Below are 15,989 nucleotides of genomic sequence, written 5' to 3' on the forward strand. Positions count from 1 at the left end.
CATCAATTGACGGAGTCCCCAGCATGTGAGCCGCGTGGTGCGAGAGGGAGCAGGCAACGCCTCCCGCTGTAGGCGCTACGAAAGGCGGGTGCGCGTCTGAAGGGCCCCGCAGGCCAGCAGGCCGATCTCGAACAGCAACCACATCGGGATGGCGAGCGTGGTCTGGGAAAACACGTCAGGAGGCGTGAGGATCATGCCGGCCACGAAACAGCCGACGATCACGTAGGGCCGGCTACGGCGCAAGCTGGCAACATCGGTCAGGCCTGCCCAGACCACGATGAAGGTTGCCACCGGAATTTCGAATGCCAGGCCGAACGCCAGGAACAGGGCGAGAATGAAGTCCAGGTACTGGCTGATGTCGGTCATCATTGCCACGCCTTCGGGGGTCACGCTGGCGAAGAAGCCGAACATCATCGGAAACACCAGGAAGAACGCGAACGCCATGCCGCCGTAGAACAGCAGGATGCTCGACACCAGCAGCGGCAGGGCGATGCGTTTCTCCCGCCGATACAGCCCCGGCGCGATGAAGCCCCAAGCCTGATGCAGCAGCACTGGCATGCTGATGAACAGCGCGCACATGGCCGTCAGCTTGAAGGGCGTGAGAAACGGCGAGGTGACGCTGGTCGCGATCATGCTCGCACCTTCGGGCAGGAAGCGGCGCAGCGGCTCGGAGACCAGGGTGTAGAGGGTCTGGGCGAAGGGGAACAACACAGCGAACGCCAGGGCGATGGCCAGCAGGCAACGCACCAGGCGCTTGCGCGCGTCACGCAGGTGTTCGGTCAGCGGCATTGCCGACCTTCCGTGGACAGCGAAGCTCATGATGTACGTTCCCTGGCGGGTGCTTCATCGAGGCTGACACCCTGGCGGATGTCCTGCTCCAGTTTGCGCAGCGCCGCATCGTCCAGGGCTGGCATGTCGATTTCCCGCTCGACCTGGGCGCGCAACATGTTCATGGCCTGCCGCGCCTGCCCAAGACCGCGCCCGACGGTGCGCATCGCCACCGGCAGGCGTTCGGGCCCCAGGACCAGCAGAGCGACGACGCCAACCAGTAGCAGTTCGCTGAAACCGATCTCGAACATCAGCCTTGGCGATCCGTTGGCTGCTGCTGTTGAACCTGTGCGTTGGGTGATGCGCTGCTGTTGTCGTCACCGCCCATCGACTTGCGAAAACCCTGGATCGCTTCGCCGACATCGCTGCCCAGGCCTTTGAGGCGCTTGGTGCCGAACAGCAGGAAAACGATCAGCAGCACGATCACCAGTTGCCAGATGCCTATACCGCCCATGTGCGAGAACTCCTGTAAGGTCATGAAAAGGAAGGCCAATCCTGCCTGCTTCAGATGACGCCAACGTGACTGTCGGGAAACGTTGCCATGTGCTTGCAACACGCACCGTGTTGACTGGCGCCTCCACGGATGACGAGGCGCGGTGCAATGGGTGGTGGACGACAACAGGGTGCAGCGTTGCTGATGGTGATGGTGGCGCTGGCGATGCTTGCGGCGGGCCTGGCCTGGCTGGTGGAGGAGGGGCGTCGGCAGGTCGATGAGACGCGCTTGCTGCGCCAGCGCGTCCAGGTGCGGGCGATGGAGCAGGCTGGCCTTGCCTATGCCAGCCAGGCCCTGCGCGATCCGACCTGGCGCGCCAGCCCCCTGTTCTGGCAGGCCCTGCGCGGCCAGGCGCTGGAGTATGACTTTGGTGCAGGCAAGGCGCGCCTGCAGGTGCGCGACCAGCACACCTGCTTCAACGTCAATGCCTTGCTGGGGGAAGACGCCGAGCGTGCCGAGCGCCAGCTGCGCCGGTTGCTCGGCGACGACATGGCTGCCGAGCGATTGGTCGACGCCCTGGCCGATTGGCTGGACGCTGACAGCGACACCCGCCTGCAAGGTGCCGAGAGCGGCCAGTACCTGCGCCAGCAGCCGCCACGTCTGGCAGCCAACCAGGCGATGCTCGACCCAAGCGAGTTGAACCTGCTGCTGGAGCCCGATGCCGGGCGCCAGGGGCGCTATCCGATGCTGTGCGCATTGCCGCAGACCAGCGGTTGGCGGCTCAATGCCAATGCCTTGAACCTGGAGCACCTGCCGTTGCTGGAGGCGCTCTACGAGGGGCATTTTTCCCGCTCGCTGCTCAGCCGGATCATCACTCATCGGCCGGCTGCGGGTTATGTCGATGCTGGAGGGTTACGCCAGGCGCTGGGCGCTTTGGATGACGAGAGCTTTGCCCGGTTGAGCGAGGGATTGTTGCTCAACAGCGGGTTCTTCCTGCTGCAGCTTTCGTTCGAGGAAGACGGGCGGGTAGTGCGCAGCCAGTTTCAGGTCGAGGCGTTGGGGGTGGTGCAGTGGCATGCACGGGTGCCGGCGCAACAGGTTCGGATTCGCGGGCGCGAGCCAGTGTTCTAGCGTTCAAGCGCCGAAGCCAGATGGGGCCGCAAGGCGGCCCCGGCGAGGGTGAGCTGGGCAGGCAATCCGCGGGCTTTGAGCACCGCGGACGACAGGCTCCGGATCAGGCCGTTCCGATCTCGCCGCCATCATTGCGTTGAATCACCACGGTAGACGCCCGTGGCCGCACTCGGCTCCCCGCAGGCGTCACATCCGTCGCCTTGTCGGTATAGGGCCAGTTGCCCGGGTGCTGGATGTTGATGAACAGCGTCTTGTTGTCCGGCGTGAAGCTGATCCCCGTCACCTCGCAGCCGTTAGGGCCGACGAAGAAGCGCCGCAGGTCCACCTGGTTCTGCGCATTGACCGGAATCTGCTTGCCAGTGGCATCGACCAGGTCGGTCGGGATCACCGCCAGCAACTGGTCATTGGTGTAGCTGGTCAAGGTGGTCTCACCGTTGTCGGTCTCGAACCACAACACTCCGCGGCTATCGAAGCTCATCCCGTCGGGGCTGGCGAACTGGTTCAGTTCGGTCAGGCCCGAGCGGTTGATATCCGGTGCGCCGGCGGCGTTGGCGCCGAACACGAAGATATCCCAGGTGAAGCTCTTGTGATCGTCGCTGTCGTGCCAACGGATGATGTGGCCGTGACGGTTCGGGCCGCGAGGGTTGGCCGCATCCACCTTGGCGGCGGTACGCGCGCTGTTGTTGGTCAGCGTCAGGTAGACATCGCCGTTGAGCGGGTTGACGGCGGTCCACTCAGGGCGGTCCATCGGCGTGGCGCCGACCGCGTCAGCCGCACCGCGGGTGTTGAGGATGATGCCCGGCAGGTCGCCGTACAGTGCACCCAGCGTGCTGCCGGCGGTGGTGGGAGTGGCCACGTCCAGCAGCAGCCACACACCCTTGCCGTCGGCATTGAAGCGGGCTACGTAGAGCTTGCCCTTGTCCATGTATTTGGCACCGGTGGCCAGGCGGTCGGCCGGTGTGGCGTCGGCCGGATCCCAGACGGCGTCGGAGACGAACTTGTACAGGTACTCGTTGTTCGAGTCGTCGCCGGTGTACCACACCAGCGGCTTGCCAGCGACCGCCAGGCCCGGGCAGCAGCCCTCGTGGCGGAAGCGACCAAGGGCGGTGCGTTTCACTGCCAGGGTGGCGCTGTTGTACGGGTCGATCTCGACGATGTAGCCATAAGTGCTGGCTTCGTTGCGGTAGTCGTCGGTGGCGCTGGCGCCGGTCGGGGTCACGTTGAAGCGGGTGAACTCACCGTTGACCTCGCTGGCATCACCGGCAGCCGTCTCCCACTTGTACTGGCCGCTGCTGGCACTGACGCCGATGCGCACCTGGTCTGCCGGGCGCACGCCCTTGTTGACGAAGATGCCAGGCCAGTTTTCTTCGCACGTCAGGTACGTGCCCCACGGCGTGTAGCCGTTACCGCAGTTGTTGTTGGTGCCGCGTGCCTGGGTGCCGGTCGGCGAGAACTTGGTCTTGACGTGATCGGTGCCGCGCAGGGGCCCGGCGATGTCCATCAGCGAAGCGGTGGTGAAGCGGCGGTTGAGCGGGTCGTTCTGCATCACCTGCCAGCGGCCGTTGACCTTGCTCAGGCGTACCACGCCGGCGCCGTGGGCGTTGATCTCCTTGCGCACTTCCTCGACCGGGCGCTTGCCAGTGCCATCGGTGGTCGGGCCGTTCGGGTGCAGCGCGTCGGCTTCGATGTATTCGAAGTTGATCGCCAGCAAACCATCGTCGGAGCTGCCGTTGATGGGGAAGAAGTGCATGCCGTCATGGTTCATGCCCATGGCGTTGGCCTGGTCGGCCGAGGTATTGCTGCCGTCGGACTTCCACGGATTGCCGTTGCTGTTCAGCGGCGTGCCCCACGGCGCGATCACGTAGGCGCTGTAACCGGCGGCAACGACGCAAGCGTCGGTGCGCGAGCCGGCGATGGACTGGAAGCCCAGCTTGAGCTTGGCTGGCGGTTCGGTCACAGGCGGCTCGGTGACCGGATCATCGTGATGGGAGCTGCCGCCACCACCGTCGAAACAGGCGGTCAGGCCGGTGCCTGCGATCATCGCGATGGCCGCGCCGAGGCTGCCGCGCATCACGGTACGACGGCTCAGGTAGGTATCCATCACACTGGCCATCGGCAGGTTGCCGCTCTGGTTCCGGTCCAGGTTATCGCCGGTTTCTCGACTCATCAGGGTGTCCTTGTAATGGCTGAGTAAGAGGAACCGCGACTTTAGGGGGCAAGTGTGATGATTGATTGGCAAAAATATTAACGGGGTTTTAAAACCTAGCGCTATTAGTAACAAGATTTGTCAGAGCTTTACCGCATCGGTTGTCGGATTTCTGCCATCAAACTGTCACGCAGCCACCCCAATATCCGGGGCCGAACGTGAACTCAGGTTAGGGATGGCGGGGTCGATGGCGAGCAGTGTGCGCAGACGCGAAGTGATTGGCTGGATGGGCGTCGGGGCCTTGGCGCCTTTGTTGGGCGCCTGCTCCGCGATCCCCGGTCAGCGCGGCGGCGATGCGTCGCTCGAACTGCTCTATGTCGCCGACACCCTCGATGCCCGCGAGCCTGGCCTGCCAGTGGTGCCTGCCACGCGCCTGGGGCCGGTCAGCCATCTGGGGCGCGCTCCGTGGATGACCGGCAGCCATGCCAGTAGCGGACATGCCGAGCTCGCGCCGTTGCTCGATGCCGGCCAGGCCAGCCAGGCGCGCCTCGGCGGTTATGCCGTATTGGCCGCACTGATGGAGCAGATGCGCAACGAGGCCGGCGCCGAGCGCTGCCTGACCCTGGAGAACGGCCAGAACTGGAATGGCAGCGGCCTGGCCTACCTGACCCAAGGCGATAGCGGCGTGCAAGGCAGCCGCATGCTGGCCAGCGACGTGCGTGTGAGCAGCGATGAGCGCGTGCTGTGGCCGCAACGCTGCGCCGCCCTCTATCGCCAGTCCCCTGCAATCACCCTCGGCGCTGGTCTTGGTGCTGAACAGGCCAAGGGCCTGGGTGTCGAGCCCCTGCGCGTGTTCGAGCGCGGCGGCGTGCGCATTGCGGTGGTCGGTGTGACTGACCCTTACGCCCAGGATCAGAAAGCTTCGCTCAAGCAGTGGTACCAATCATTGCTGCCAAGTTTCCGACAAGCCCGGCGCGAGGCCGACCTGGTGGTCGCCCTGGCGGATGTCGGCACTGGCCCCGGCCTGTGGCTTGCCGAGCGGATCGACGAAATCGATGTGCTGCTGTGTGCCCGTGGCCAGGATCTGTGGCCGACTCCGGTACCTGTCACGCAAGCGTCGGGGCGCCAGGTGCCGGTGCTGTTCGCCGGGTGTCGCGCCAGTGGCGTCTATCGCCTGCGCTGTCAGCACACAGCAGGGCAGTGGCGATTCGAGGCGCGCTTCGTGCCCGCTTTCGACGATCAACTTTCGCCCACTGCCCAGGCGCGTGCCAGCCAGTTACGCAGCACGCTGCGCCAGCAGCGCGCCGGTCATGCCGCCTGGCTCGACCAGCCGCTGGCCCGTGCGCCGCAGGCCTTGTGGCGCCGTGATACCCGTGGCGGCAGTTGGGATCGTCTCCTGCACCAGGCTCTGGCCGACGGCTCGAGCATGCCGGTGCTGCTGCCGGGCCTGCGTTACGACCATCCGCTGCTTGCTGGCCAGGCGATCACCCGCGAGCACCTGATCAGCCTCACCGGCGGCTACCCGGCGCCGGTGGTCGATGCTCCTGCGCGCCAGGTGGAACAGGTGCTGGAGAATGCCGCCGAGCAGTTGTTCGGCGATCCGCTGCTGCTCGACAACAGCCAGGACCTGCCGCGCTGGCAAGGCCACGCCTGGCAGGTCAGCTACAGCCCGATGGGCAAGCGCGTCGCCGGGTTGCCCACGGTGCAGGGCCTGTGCCGCACCTTCGGCCTGCACTTCGATGCCCAGGCCGGCGAGCCGCTGTGGCAGAAGGTCGAGGCCTGGCTGGCGCGCCAGGAGCCGCATTGGCAACTGGCGCCGCTGCAACTGCCCCAGGTGCGCTATGTGCAAGGGCATCCGGGGTGGCATCCGCGCCAGGTGGCCTCGTGATCGGGCTGTCGCGCCTGCCCAACGTGCTGCTGCTGACCCTGGCCGGCTGGCTCGCTGCCCAGTGCATCCTGCAACTGAGTCGCCAGCCGCAACCGCTCAGTGCCCCGCGTGAACAGACACCGACCTTGCCAGGCCTGATGGCTGGCCACTGGCAGGCGCCACCCGAAGAGGGTGGCATCCCCCTGACACGCCTGCCCTTGCAATACCTCGGCGGGCTCAAGGCCGAGCCGCTGTCCGCCACCGTGGTGGTGCTGCGTTTCGGCCAGCAGGTCCGCACCCTGGGCCGCGGCCAGCGCCTGGCGCCAGGGATCGTGCTGCAGGACATCGACGCCGATGGCCTGATTTTCGACAACCAAGGGCGGCGCGAGCGCCTGCCCTGGCCGCCACGGCCCGCCGTGACCGGCTTCAAGCGGCAAGGATGAGCAATGATCGCAAGATACGCTGTGGCCTGCGTGCTGAGCCTCGGCCTGTGCTTTGCGCAGGCCTGGGCTGAAGACCCTGAAGTCGATGAAGAGGGCGTGCCGCAATACGAGGTGAACTTCGTCGACACCGACATGGGCGAGTTCATCGACAGCGTCTCGCGCATCACCGGCACCACGTTCATCGTCGATCCGCGGGTCACCGGCAAGGTCACGGTACGCACCGTCGACCGCCACGACGCCGAAGCCATCTACGACATCTTCCTCGCCCAATTGCGTGCCCAGGGCTTTGCCGCCGTCGACCTGCCCAACGGCAGCGTGAAGATCGTCCCCGACCAGGCCGCGCGCCTGGAGCCCGTGCCGGTGGAGAACGCCGGCAAGCAGAGCAAGGGCAGCGACGGCGTGGCGACCCGAGTATTCAATGTGCGCAACGCCGCCAGCGAACAGATGCTCGGCATCCTCAAGCCGCTGATCGACCCACGGGTCGGGGTGATCACCCCATACCCTGCCGCCAACCTGCTGGTGGTCACCGACTGGCGCAGCAACCTGGAGCGCATCGACAAGCTGCTGCGCCAGCTCGACCAGGTCAGCGACGAGCCCTTGCAGGTGATGCCGCTCAAGCATGCCAGCGCCGCCGACACCGCGCCCCTGGTCACGCGGCTGCTGGCCCGCGAACAGGGCGCCGACAGTGCCCAGGTGGTGGCCGACCCGCGCAGCAATGCGCTGCTGGTGCGCGGCAGCGCCGACAGCCGCGAGCGCGTCCGTGCGCTGCTTGGCCAACTCGACCGGCCCAGCGACAACCTGCACAGCAGCAACACCCAGGTGATCTACCTGCGTCACGCCAATGCTGCGGAGGTGGTCAAGGTGCTGCGTGGTCTCGGCCAGGACGGCGGGGTGCCGGATGCGCCCGCAGGCGAAGGCAAGGAGGCGCCGGTACGCACGGCCAGCGATTCGGGCGTGCGTCTGGAATATGAAGAAGGCGCCAACGCGGTGGTCATGGTCGGCCCTGACAGCGAGCTGGCGGCCTACCGCAACATCGTCGAGCAGCTCGATATCCGCCGCGCCCAGGTGGTGGTCGAGGCGATCATCGCCGAGGTGTCCGACAGCAGCGCCCAGGAGCTCGGCGTGCAATGGCTGTTCGCCGACGAGAAGTTCGGTGCCGGTATCGTCAACTTCGGCAGCAACGGGGTGAACATCGCCAACATTGCTGGCGCTGCCGCCAGCGGCGACAACAAGGAACTGGGCAAACTGCTCTCGGCCACCACGGGCGCCACCGCCGGCATCGGCCATTTCGGCGGCGGTTTCAACTTCGCCATGTTGATCAACGCGCTCAAGGGCAAGAGCGGTTTCAACCTGCTGTCGACCCCGACGCTGCTGACCCTGGACAACGCCGAGGCGTCGATCCTGGTGGGCCAGGAAGTGCCCTTCGTCACCGGCTCCGTGACCCAGAACAACGCCAACCCCTACCAGACCATCGAACGCAAGGAGGTGGGGGTGAAGCTGCGCATCAAGCCGCAGGTCAACAGCGACAACAGCGTACGCCTGGACATCGTCCAGGAAGTGTCCTCGATCGCCGACTCGCGCGCCGCCAGCGATGTGATCACCAACAAGCGCGAGATCAAGACCAAGGTCATGGTCGATGACAATGGCCTGGTGATTCTCGGTGGCCTGATCAGCGACGAATCCACCACCAGCAACCAGCGCGTGCCGTTGCTCGGCGACATCCCCGTGCTGGGCCGCTTGTTCCGTTCCGACAGCAACCGCAACGTGAAGCAGAACCTGATGGTGTTCATCCGCCCGCGGATCATGCGTGACGGGCCGAGCCTTGCCGGGCTGAGCCAGGAAAAGTACCGCAGCCTGCAGCAGGACACCGCCTTGCAGATGCCGGAACTCGCCGAAGGCGGCGCGCTGCTCAAGGCGTTTCCGGCCAGCCGCGCGCGGCTTGAAGGCGGTGACTGGTGATGCTCGGCTACCGCCTGGCGCGTCAGGCTGGCGTTGCCATGGCCCCGGACGAGCAGGGCTGGCAGCTATGGTTGCGCGAGGATGCCGACAGCGACCAGGTGCAAGAGCTGCTGCGCGTGCATGGCCAGCCACTGCGCCTGGAGCGCCTGGATCGCGCCGCCTTCGACGAGCGCCTGGGCCAGCTCTACCAGGCTGCCGACTCGGCCACCGCCGCATTGATCGAAGGTATCGGCGAGCAGGTTGACCTCGATAGCCTGATGAGCGAAATGCCGCGTATCGAAGACCTGCTCGAAAGCGACGATGAAGCCCCGGTGATCCGCCTGATCAACGGCCTGTTTGGCCAGGCCCTGCGCCTGCGTGCCTCGGACATCCACATCGAAACCTTCGAGCAGAGCCTGGTGGTGCGCCTGCGCGTCGATGGGCATCTGCGCGAAGTGCTGCGCCCGCCGCGTGCGCTGTCGGCCATGCTGGTGTCGCGAATCAAGGTCATGGCGCGCCTGGACATCGCCGAGAAACGCCAGCCCCAGGACGGGCGCATCACCCTGCGCGCGGCCGGGCGCGAGGTGGACGTGCGAGTCTCGACGCTGCCCGGCATCCACGGCGAGCGCGTGGTGATGCGCGTGCTCGACAAGCAGGCCAGCCTGCTGGCACTGGACAACCTCGGCATGCCCGCCGCAGCGTTGCAAGGGCTGCGCGCGTGCCTGGCGCGGCCCAACGGCATCGTGCTCTCTACCGGCCCCACCGGCTCCGGCAAGACCACCACGCTGTACGCCAGCCTCAACAGCCTCAACGACGGCAGCCGCAATATCCTCACCGTCGAAGACCCGGTGGAATACGCCATCGCCGGCATCGGCCAGACCGCGATCAACCCGCGTGCCGGGCTGACCTTCGCCACCGGCCTGCGCGCGATCCTGCGCCAGGACCCGGACGTGATCATGCTCGGTGAGATCCGCGACCAGGAGACTGCGCAGATCGCCGTGCAGGCCAGCCTGACCGGTCACCTGGTGCTCTCGACCTTGCACACCAACAGCGCGATCGGCGCGGTGACGCGCCTGCGTGACATGGGCATCGAGCCCTTCCTGATCGCTTCCAGCCTGCGCGGGGTGCTGGCCCAGCGCCTGGTCCGACGCCTGTGCAGTTGTGCCGAGCCGCGTCCGTTGCTCGCCGCCGAGCGGCGCCTGTGGCCGGAGCTGGCCGCGTTGCAGGCCACTCACCACCCCGTGGGCTGCGACAGTTGCCAGGGCAGTGGTTATGTCGGGCGCCTGGGGCTGTATGAATTCATCGAGCTGGATACAGGATTGGTCGCCCTGCTTTACGAGGGCGCCAGCGAAGTGACCATGCAGGCGCACCTGGCCACGCGTCGGCAGAGCCTGGTGGCCATGGCCAGCGACTGCCTGGCCCGTGGCGAGACCAGCCTGGCCGAGGTGTTGCGCGTGGTGCAGGGCTGAGCATGCCGACCTATCGCTACCAGGCCCTGGACCTGGCAGGTAAACCGCACAAAGCCAGCGTGCAGGCCGACAGCGAGCGCCATGCCCGCCAGTTGTTGCGTGAGCAGGGGTTGTTCGCGCGCAAGCTGCAACGCCACGAAGGCAGCCTGCGGCAACCGCGCCGTCAGCGCCTGAGCCGTGCCCAGCTGTGCGAGCTGACCCGCCAATTGGCCACGCTGACCGCGGCTGGCATCCCCTTGGTCGATGCCCTGGCCACGCTCGAACGGCAACTGCGCGCGCCTGCCTTGCAGGCCGTGCTGGTGTCGGTGCGCGGCGCGCTTGCCGAAGGCTTGGGCCTGGCCCGCAGCCTTGCCCGGCAAGGTGCGCCGTTCACCGGGTTGTACTGCGCACTGGTCGAAGCGGGCGAGCGCTCCGGGCGCCTGGCGCAGGTGTTGACGCGCCTGGCCGATCACCTGGAGCAGGTCCAGCGTCAACAGCACAAGGCGCGCACTGCGCTGATCTATCCCTGCGTGCTGATGGGCGTGTCGCTGGCGGTGGTGGTGGGGCTGATGACGTTCGTGGTGCCCAAGCTGACCGAGCAGTTCGCCCATTCCGGCCAGGCGCTGCCGCTGATCACCTCGCTGCTGATCGCCATCAGCCAGGGCCTGGCCAGTGCCGGCCCCTGGCTGCTGGGTGCAGCGCTCCCGCTGACGCTATTGAGCGGCTGGCTGTTGCGCAAGCCGCACTGGCGCCTGCGCCGCGACGACCTGCTGCTGCGCCTGCCGCGTATCGGCAGCCTGCTGCAAGTGCTGGAGAGCGCACGGCTGGCGCGCAGCCTGGCGATTCTCTGCGGCAGTGGCGTGGCCCTGCTCGAAGCCCTGCAGGTGGCCAGCGAAACGGTCGCCAACCAGCGCATCCGCCTGGCCCTGGAGCAGGTGCGCCTGCAGGTCCAGGGCGGCACCAGCCTGCATCGTGCGCTGGATGCCAGCGGCCAGTTTCCACCATTGCTGGTGAACATGGTCGGCAGCGGCGAGGCCAGCGGCACCCTGGCCGACATGCTCGAGCGCGTGGCCGACGACCAGGAGCGCGGCTTCGCCCGCCAGGTCGACACTGCCATGGCGCTCTTCGAACCTCTGATGATCCTGGTGATGGGCGGCGTGGTGCTGTTCATCGTGCTGGCGGTGCTGTTGCCGATCATGCAGCTCAACCAGGGTCTGCAACTGTGAAAAGGAGTCTTTGCATGCACCATCGCGCCAAGCGTCAGCGCGGCTTCACCCTCATGGAAATCATGGTGGTGATCTTCATCATCGGCCTGCTCATCGCGGTGGTCGCGCCCAGCGTGCTGGGCAACCAGGACAAGGCCATGCGCCAGAAGGTGATGGCTGACCTTGCCACCCTGGAGCAGGCACTGGACATGTACCGCCTCGACAACCTGCGCTTTCCCAGCAGCGAGCAAGGCCTCGCTGCCTTGGTGAAGAAACCGGCCCAGGAGCCGCTGCCGCGTGCCTGGCGCAGCGATGGCTACATCCGTCGCCTGCCGCAAGACCCGTGGGGCACGCCGTACCAGTACCGCATGCCGGGCGAGCATGGTCGTGTCGATGTCTATTCGCTCGGCGCCGACGGCGTGGCGGGTGGTGAAGGGCTGGATGCCGACCTGGGCAACTGGGAGCTCTGACTTGCCCTCCCAGCGCGGCTTCAGCCTGCTCGAACTGCTGGTGGTGCTGGCCATCGCCGGGCTGATGACCGGCTTGAGCGTGGCCTGGCTCGACAACGGTCGTACGCGGGTCGACCAGGCCATGCAGCGGCTGGTTGCCGCGACCCGCGAGCAGTCTGCCGTGGCGCGCCACACCGGTCAGTTGCGTGGCCTGCGCTGGAACGGCAAGCGTCCTGAGTTCGTTCGCCATGACGGTACCGGCTGGGTGGTGGAGCCGGTCACGCTGGGTGACTGGCCGCAGGACCTGCGCCCAGACTGGCAAGGCGCAGCAACGCCGCAACTGGTGTTCACCCCCGAAGGCTGGGCAAGGCCCGGCAAGGTGAACTGGCGCAGTGCCGACGGTGGTCAGCGCTGGAGCTGGGGCCGCGAAGGGCGGCTGCAAGTCGCGGTGCTGCCATGAAGCGTCGCCAGCGTGGGTTCACCTTGCTCGAAGTCAGTGTGGCGCTCGGTATCGCCGCGGTGCTGGCGGTGATCACCAGCCAGGTACTGCGCCAGCGCCTGGCGGTGCAGGACGGCGTGCAGCAGCACCGCCTCGGCGCCCTGTGCGCCCGCGAGCTGCAGGCACGGTTTGCCGTCGAGCAGTACTGGCCAGGCAGCAATCGCACTGTCGGGGAGCTGCACCAGGGTGGGCAGGTGTGCCACTGGGACCTGCAACTGCGCAACACCGGCGTGCGCGATCTGCGCCGTGGCGAGCTCCGCCTGTTCGCCGACCGCGATCAGCGCGTACCGCTGGGCTTGTACACCCTGTTTCTGGAGCGCCCATGAAGCGTCAGGCGGGGCTGACCCTGATCGAGTTGATGGTCGCGCTGGCGCTCACCGCCGTGCTGGGCATCCTGCTGGCGGCGTTGGTGCATGGCTGGCTCACGGTGCGCGAGCGTCTCGCCGAGCAGCAGAACGAGCCCGGCGTATTGGAGTTCTGCCTGGCGCTGGAGCGCCGTTTCGACAGCCCGGTACTGCGCCAGGTGTACGAGCAGCGCCTGCCGCTGGCCACGCGCTGGCTCGATTGGCAGGCGCAAAACCAGCAGTTGCTGTGGGTCGCTGCTGCGGCCTGGCCCCAGGCCGAAGGGGGGTCGCGCTTGCAGCGTCAGCGCCTGCGTTTCGAGCCCAGGGAGCAGCGCGTGCTGCTGGAAACCTCCGCCGATCTCTACGCCGCCGACAAGCCGCGCTGGGTGGTCCGCGAGCGCCTGGAGCGGGTCAGCGAGATGAGCATTCTGTATTTCCAGGGCGGCAGTTGGCTGGCCTGGCCTTCCGATCAACCGGCGCACCCCGGTCGTGGCGTGCGCCTGCATCTGCAGCGTGACGGAGCACCTTATGTCTGCACATTCGTCCTGCCCTGGGGGCGCTCATGAAGTTTGAATGGCGACGGCGCTCGCCAGCGCGGCCCTGGTTGCTGTTGCGTCCGGTGGCTGACGGCGGTTGGCACTGGTGCCTGCTGGACAGCGGCGTGCTGCGTGACGAAGGGCAGGGCCGCCCGCCGCAGAACCTGAGCGCCAGAGTCGCCCTGGTGGTGCCGGGCGAGGCGTGCAGCCTTTTCCAGTTGCCTGCCCCGCCCGGGCTCAAGCGGGAGGAATGGCCGCTGCTACTGGAAGATCGTCTGCAGCAGGGCAGCGATGAAGTTCACTGCGCATGCATCGGCCGTGCGGCAGGGCAACTGCGACTGGTGGTGGCGGCGCGTGAGCGGCTCGACGGCTGGTTGGTCCAATGCGCGGAGTGGGGGCTGGAGGTTGAGCGTTGCTGGTCGCAGTTCCAGCTCTTGCCGGTGCTTGAACGCGGTTGTGGATGGCAATGGCGGCAGGAGCAGTCGAGCCTGTATGCGCGGATCGACGAGGATGGCGCAGAACACTGGCTGGCCTGGCCACAGATGTTGGGCCCTGTACCTGCGCCGTGGGATACCCAGATGCTTGAGCAGGTCGATGGGCGCTGGCCACAGCGGATTGCCGATCTCGATACCTTGCCGACGCTACGGGAAACGCGTCGCCCGCGCCGGTCATTGAATGTCACTGGGCAGCAGAAGCGCTTGATTGCTGCTTGCCTGGTGCTCGCTGCTGTCTGGAGCGGTCTGTGGCTGAGCCAGCAATGGCGTCAGGCTCAGTTGTATCGCCAGCAGGTGCTGGCCGTCACCGGCCCGCAGGCCACGCCGCGCCAGGCCGCGCAGGCGCTCAAGCGGTTGCGTGACGCCGACGGCGAACGGGCTTTGCGTCTGCGCCGGCTCGACGGCTTGCAGGAGCAGTTGCAGGCCTGGTTGCACGCGCATCCGCAGTGGCGCTTGCGCGCAGTGCGCTTCGATGGGCAGCGCTGGCATCTGCAACTGGACGGCGAGGGCACGTTGGCGCCGTGGCATGAAATGGCCGCTGCAGTCGGCGCTGCGGTGCAGGTGCAGGCTCAGGGCGCGGTGTTCGATCTGGGGAGCAGTTCATGATCCGCGCAATTTCGCAGCGCCAGCGCATGCGCCTGGCATGGGGGCTGATCGCGCTGTTGCTGATCGTCATCCTGGTGCGTGAGGCGAGCGCACGCTGGGCCGAGATGAGCCAGTGGCGCGGGCTGGCCGAAGCGGCGGCCAGCCTTGAGGGCGGCCCTGCCTTGAGCCTGGAGCATCTGCGCCAGTCCGCTCAGGCCCGGCATATCGAGCTGACGGCGGTCGAGCCGCAGGATGAGGGCTGGCAGGTGCGCGGCTCGGTCACGGACGAGCAGACGCTGCTGGCGTGGTTGCAGGCTTTGCAGGGCGAGGGCGCGCAGCCGCTGCAGTGGGGCATGGAGCAGCAGGGCAAGCGCCTGCGTTTCGACCTGCAGGTTCGGCCATGAGTGTGCGCGTGCTGCTATGGCCAGTGCTGGTGTGTGTGGTCACGCTGCTGGTCGAGTTGCCGGCGAGCTGGCTGGTGCCAGGCCGGGCGGTCAGCGGCAGCCTCTGGCAGGGGCAGGCCGAACAAGTGGGTGATGTCGGGCCGCTGAGTTGGCAGTGGCAACCCTGGCGGCAGCAGGCGCAAATCCGCTTGGGTTATCAGGGGCAGGATTGGCTGGCGCAACTGAGCGGTTGGCCCTGGCGCTGGCGCGCGGATGTCGAGGCGCTCGAAGCGGCGCCGAGTGTGGCGCTGGCTTATCGTCTGGCGGGGCACTGGCAAGGGCGTGTCGCTGTGAATGGCGTGTGGCGACAGTGCGTCGGTGCCGAGGGGCGTCTACAGGTGAACGACCTGGCGCTGGTCTCGCCGTGGTCATTGGATCTGGGGCAAGGCTGGCTCGAAATGCGTTGTGCCAGTGACTGGCGCTTGCAGGGCGGGTTGGCGCTGCAAGGCCAACACCAACTCGATCTTGACGCCGACCTGCTGGCCCGACGTGCCCGGGTCGGATTCGAGGTCCAGCCTGATGCTGCGCTGACGCCCTTGCTGCGCGGCGCCCAGTGGTTGGGGCCGGATGCGGCCAAGGGCGAGCGGCAGCTCAGGTGGTAGTTGCAGAGCTTGAGATCCCAGCTTGCCTGTTGCTTGCCGGAGCAACGGCCTTATCCAAAGATCCGAAAGCCAGCCCAATCCCTGTGGGAGCAACTGTCTTGATCAAAATCTAAAGGCCAGCCCAATCCCTGTGGGAGCGGGCTTGAACTGGTCAACTAATTTTGGACACCGGTTTAGGTTTTATGCCGCTTCCTTCAGCTTTTTCTCCATGGCTACCGGGGTTTCATAACCGTTGTAGCTGTGGAGGCGCTTCAGGTTGTAGCGCACCAAGTAAGCCTGGATATCCGCCCGAGCTTGCTCTTCGGTTTTATAGCCCTCAGCAGGGATCCACTCTGATTTCAGGGCCCCGAAGAAACGCTCCATGGCGGCATTGTCCCAACACTGTCCGCGATGACTCATGCTCTGGTTCAGGCTGTACTCTTCAAGTGCAGCCCTAAATTTGTGGCTGGTGTACTGACATCCCTGGTCGGAATGAAACATCACGCCTGTCGGTTTGCCACGGGACTCGGCTGCCATGTGCAGCGCGTTACAGGCCAGCCTGGCGTCCGCAATCATCGAAAATGCCCAGCCGACTACACGGCGAGCATAAAGGTCGATC

Annotated in this window: 18 protein-coding genes; 13 read left to right on the forward strand and 5 right to left on the reverse strand. The window is 66.5% G+C overall.

What is annotated here, in order from left to right; all coding sequences use genetic code 11:
- Positions 1–75: 75 nt before the first annotated feature.
- The 3 genes from tatC to tatA are packed head-to-tail and all read right to left on the reverse strand — an operon-like array spanning position 76 to position 1,282.
- Positions 76–819 carry a twin-arginine translocase subunit TatC gene (gene tatC / locus VA602_RS25620; protein ID WP_323454668.1) on the reverse strand — a complete coding sequence of 248 codons (744 nt, stop codon included), beginning with the start codon at positions 817–819 and terminating at the stop codon, positions 76–78.
- Positions 816–1,079, reverse strand: coding sequence for a Sec-independent protein translocase protein TatB (gene tatB, locus VA602_RS25625; protein ID WP_054894696.1), 264 nt, complete (start codon positions 1,077–1,079; stop codon positions 816–818). The genes tatC and tatB overlap by 4 nt, the downstream gene beginning before the upstream one ends.
- Complete coding sequence (gene tatA / locus VA602_RS25630) at positions 1,079–1,282, reverse strand: twin-arginine translocase TatA/TatE family subunit (RefSeq protein ID WP_054894695.1); 204 nt, start codon at positions 1,280–1,282, stop codon at positions 1,079–1,081. The genes tatB and tatA overlap by 1 nt, the downstream gene beginning before the upstream one ends.
- Positions 1,283–1,429: 147 nt before the next feature.
- Here tatA and gspK point away from each other — a divergent pair, with 147 nt between their 5' ends.
- Positions 1,430–2,392, forward strand: a complete 963-nt coding sequence (gspK, locus tag VA602_RS25635; protein WP_323454669.1) for a type II secretion system minor pseudopilin GspK — start codon at positions 1,430–1,432, stop codon at positions 2,390–2,392.
- Positions 2,393–2,495: 103 nt separating this feature from the next.
- On the opposite strand, the gene VA602_RS25640 is transcribed toward gspK, so the two are convergent.
- Positions 2,496–4,559: a PhoX family protein gene (locus tag VA602_RS25640; RefSeq protein ID WP_323454670.1), complete on the reverse strand. Its 2,064-nt coding sequence runs from the start codon at positions 4,557–4,559 to the stop codon at positions 2,496–2,498.
- Positions 4,560–4,785: 226 nt separating this feature from the next.
- Between VA602_RS25640 and VA602_RS25645 the strand changes: the two genes are divergently transcribed.
- From VA602_RS25645 to VA602_RS25700, 12 genes are read left to right on the forward strand one after another with little or no spacing between them, the layout of a single operon-like run.
- Complete coding sequence (locus tag VA602_RS25645; RefSeq protein ID WP_323454671.1) at positions 4,786–6,426, forward strand: bifunctional UDP-sugar hydrolase/5'-nucleotidase; 1,641 nt, start codon at positions 4,786–4,788, stop codon at positions 6,424–6,426.
- Complete coding sequence (locus VA602_RS25650) at positions 6,423–6,848, forward strand: pilus assembly protein PilZ (protein WP_323454672.1); 426 nt, start codon at positions 6,423–6,425, stop codon at positions 6,846–6,848. The genes VA602_RS25645 and VA602_RS25650 overlap by 4 nt, the downstream gene beginning before the upstream one ends.
- Positions 6,849–6,851: 3 nt before the next feature.
- Positions 6,852–8,807 carry a type II secretion system secretin GspD gene (gene gspD, locus VA602_RS25655; protein WP_125930630.1) on the forward strand — a complete coding sequence of 652 codons (1,956 nt, stop codon included), beginning with the start codon at positions 6,852–6,854 and terminating at the stop codon, positions 8,805–8,807.
- The gene (locus tag VA602_RS25660; protein WP_323454673.1) at positions 8,807–10,255 is read left to right on the forward strand and encodes a GspE/PulE family protein; all 1,449 of its coding nucleotides are present in this window, start codon (positions 8,807–8,809) and stop codon (positions 10,253–10,255) included. The genes gspD and VA602_RS25660 overlap by 1 nt, the downstream gene beginning before the upstream one ends.
- A gap of 2 nt (positions 10,256–10,257) precedes the next feature.
- Positions 10,258–11,460, forward strand: coding sequence for a type II secretion system inner membrane protein GspF (gene gspF / locus VA602_RS25665; RefSeq protein ID WP_323454674.1), 1,203 nt, complete (start codon positions 10,258–10,260; stop codon positions 11,458–11,460).
- 14 nt (positions 11,461–11,474) lie between these two features.
- Positions 11,475–11,909, forward strand: coding sequence for a type II secretion system major pseudopilin GspG (gspG, locus tag VA602_RS25670; RefSeq protein ID WP_323454675.1), 435 nt, complete (start codon positions 11,475–11,477; stop codon positions 11,907–11,909).
- A gap of 1 nt (position 11,910) precedes the next feature.
- Positions 11,911–12,348, forward strand: coding sequence for a type II secretion system minor pseudopilin GspH (gene gspH / locus VA602_RS25675; protein ID WP_323454676.1), 438 nt, complete (start codon positions 11,911–11,913; stop codon positions 12,346–12,348).
- On the forward strand, positions 12,345–12,713 hold the full coding sequence (locus VA602_RS25680) for a type II secretion system protein (protein ID WP_323454677.1): 369 nt from the start codon (positions 12,345–12,347) through the stop codon (positions 12,711–12,713). Before gspH ends, VA602_RS25680 begins: the two co-directional genes overlap by 4 nt.
- Positions 12,710–13,297, forward strand: coding sequence for a type II secretion system protein (locus tag VA602_RS25685; RefSeq protein WP_323454678.1), 588 nt, complete (start codon positions 12,710–12,712; stop codon positions 13,295–13,297). Before VA602_RS25680 ends, VA602_RS25685 begins: the two co-directional genes overlap by 4 nt.
- Positions 13,294–14,367, forward strand: coding sequence for a type II secretion system protein GspL (locus tag VA602_RS25690; protein WP_323454679.1), 1,074 nt, complete (start codon positions 13,294–13,296; stop codon positions 14,365–14,367). Before VA602_RS25685 ends, VA602_RS25690 begins: the two co-directional genes overlap by 4 nt.
- Positions 14,364–14,750 (forward strand): type II secretion system protein GspM, encoded by a 387-nt coding sequence (gene gspM / locus VA602_RS25695; RefSeq protein WP_323454680.1) that lies wholly within the window; start codon positions 14,364–14,366, stop codon positions 14,748–14,750. Before VA602_RS25690 ends, gspM begins: the two co-directional genes overlap by 4 nt.
- Entirely contained in the window at positions 14,747–15,391 is a 645-nt protein-coding gene (locus tag VA602_RS25700) for a hypothetical protein (protein ID WP_323454681.1), read from the forward strand. The genes gspM and VA602_RS25700 overlap by 4 nt, the downstream gene beginning before the upstream one ends.
- Before the next feature lie 180 nt (positions 15,392–15,571).
- Here the strand turns inward: VA602_RS25700 and VA602_RS25705 are convergent.
- The coding region (locus VA602_RS25705) for an IS3 family transposase (RefSeq protein WP_323454682.1) at positions 15,572–15,989 on the reverse strand (418 nt) is incomplete at its 5' end.

The sequence above is a fragment of the Pseudomonas machongensis genome (assembly GCF_034961125.1).
In the GTDB taxonomy this organism is placed as follows: Bacteria; Pseudomonadota; Gammaproteobacteria; order Pseudomonadales; family Pseudomonadaceae; genus Aquipseudomonas; species Aquipseudomonas machongensis.

Bases quoted from the DNA above. Each gene is read 5' to 3' on its own strand.
- tatC (WP_323454668.1), bottom strand. From the start codon at position 819: ATGAGCTTCGCTGTCCACGGAAGGTCGGCAATGCCGCTGACCGAACAC.
- tatB (WP_054894696.1), bottom strand. From the start codon at position 1,079: ATGTTCGAGATCGGTTTCAGCGAACTGCTACTGGTTGGCGTCGTCGCT.
- tatA (WP_054894695.1), bottom strand. From the start codon at position 1,282: ATGGGCGGTATAGGCATCTGGCAACTGGTGATCGTGCTGCTGATCGTT.
- gspK (WP_323454669.1), top strand. From the start codon at position 1,430: ATGGGTGGTGGACGACAACAGGGTGCAGCGTTGCTGATGGTGATGGTG.
- VA602_RS25640 (WP_323454670.1), bottom strand. From the start codon at position 4,559: ATGAGTCGAGAAACCGGCGATAACCTGGACCGGAACCAGAGCGGCAAC.
- VA602_RS25645 (WP_323454671.1), top strand. From the start codon at position 4,786: ATGGCGAGCAGTGTGCGCAGACGCGAAGTGATTGGCTGGATGGGCGTC.
- gspD (WP_125930630.1), top strand. From the start codon at position 6,852: ATGATCGCAAGATACGCTGTGGCCTGCGTGCTGAGCCTCGGCCTGTGC.
- VA602_RS25660 (WP_323454673.1), top strand. From the start codon at position 8,807: ATGCTCGGCTACCGCCTGGCGCGTCAGGCTGGCGTTGCCATGGCCCCG.
- gspF (WP_323454674.1), top strand. From the start codon at position 10,258: ATGCCGACCTATCGCTACCAGGCCCTGGACCTGGCAGGTAAACCGCAC.
- gspG (WP_323454675.1), top strand. From the start codon at position 11,475: ATGCACCATCGCGCCAAGCGTCAGCGCGGCTTCACCCTCATGGAAATC.
- VA602_RS25680 (WP_323454677.1), top strand. From the start codon at position 12,345: ATGAAGCGTCGCCAGCGTGGGTTCACCTTGCTCGAAGTCAGTGTGGCG.
- VA602_RS25685 (WP_323454678.1), top strand. From the start codon at position 12,710: ATGAAGCGTCAGGCGGGGCTGACCCTGATCGAGTTGATGGTCGCGCTG.
- VA602_RS25690 (WP_323454679.1), top strand. From the start codon at position 13,294: ATGAAGTTTGAATGGCGACGGCGCTCGCCAGCGCGGCCCTGGTTGCTG.
- gspM (WP_323454680.1), top strand. From the start codon at position 14,364: ATGATCCGCGCAATTTCGCAGCGCCAGCGCATGCGCCTGGCATGGGGG.
- VA602_RS25700 (WP_323454681.1), top strand. From the start codon at position 14,747: ATGAGTGTGCGCGTGCTGCTATGGCCAGTGCTGGTGTGTGTGGTCACG.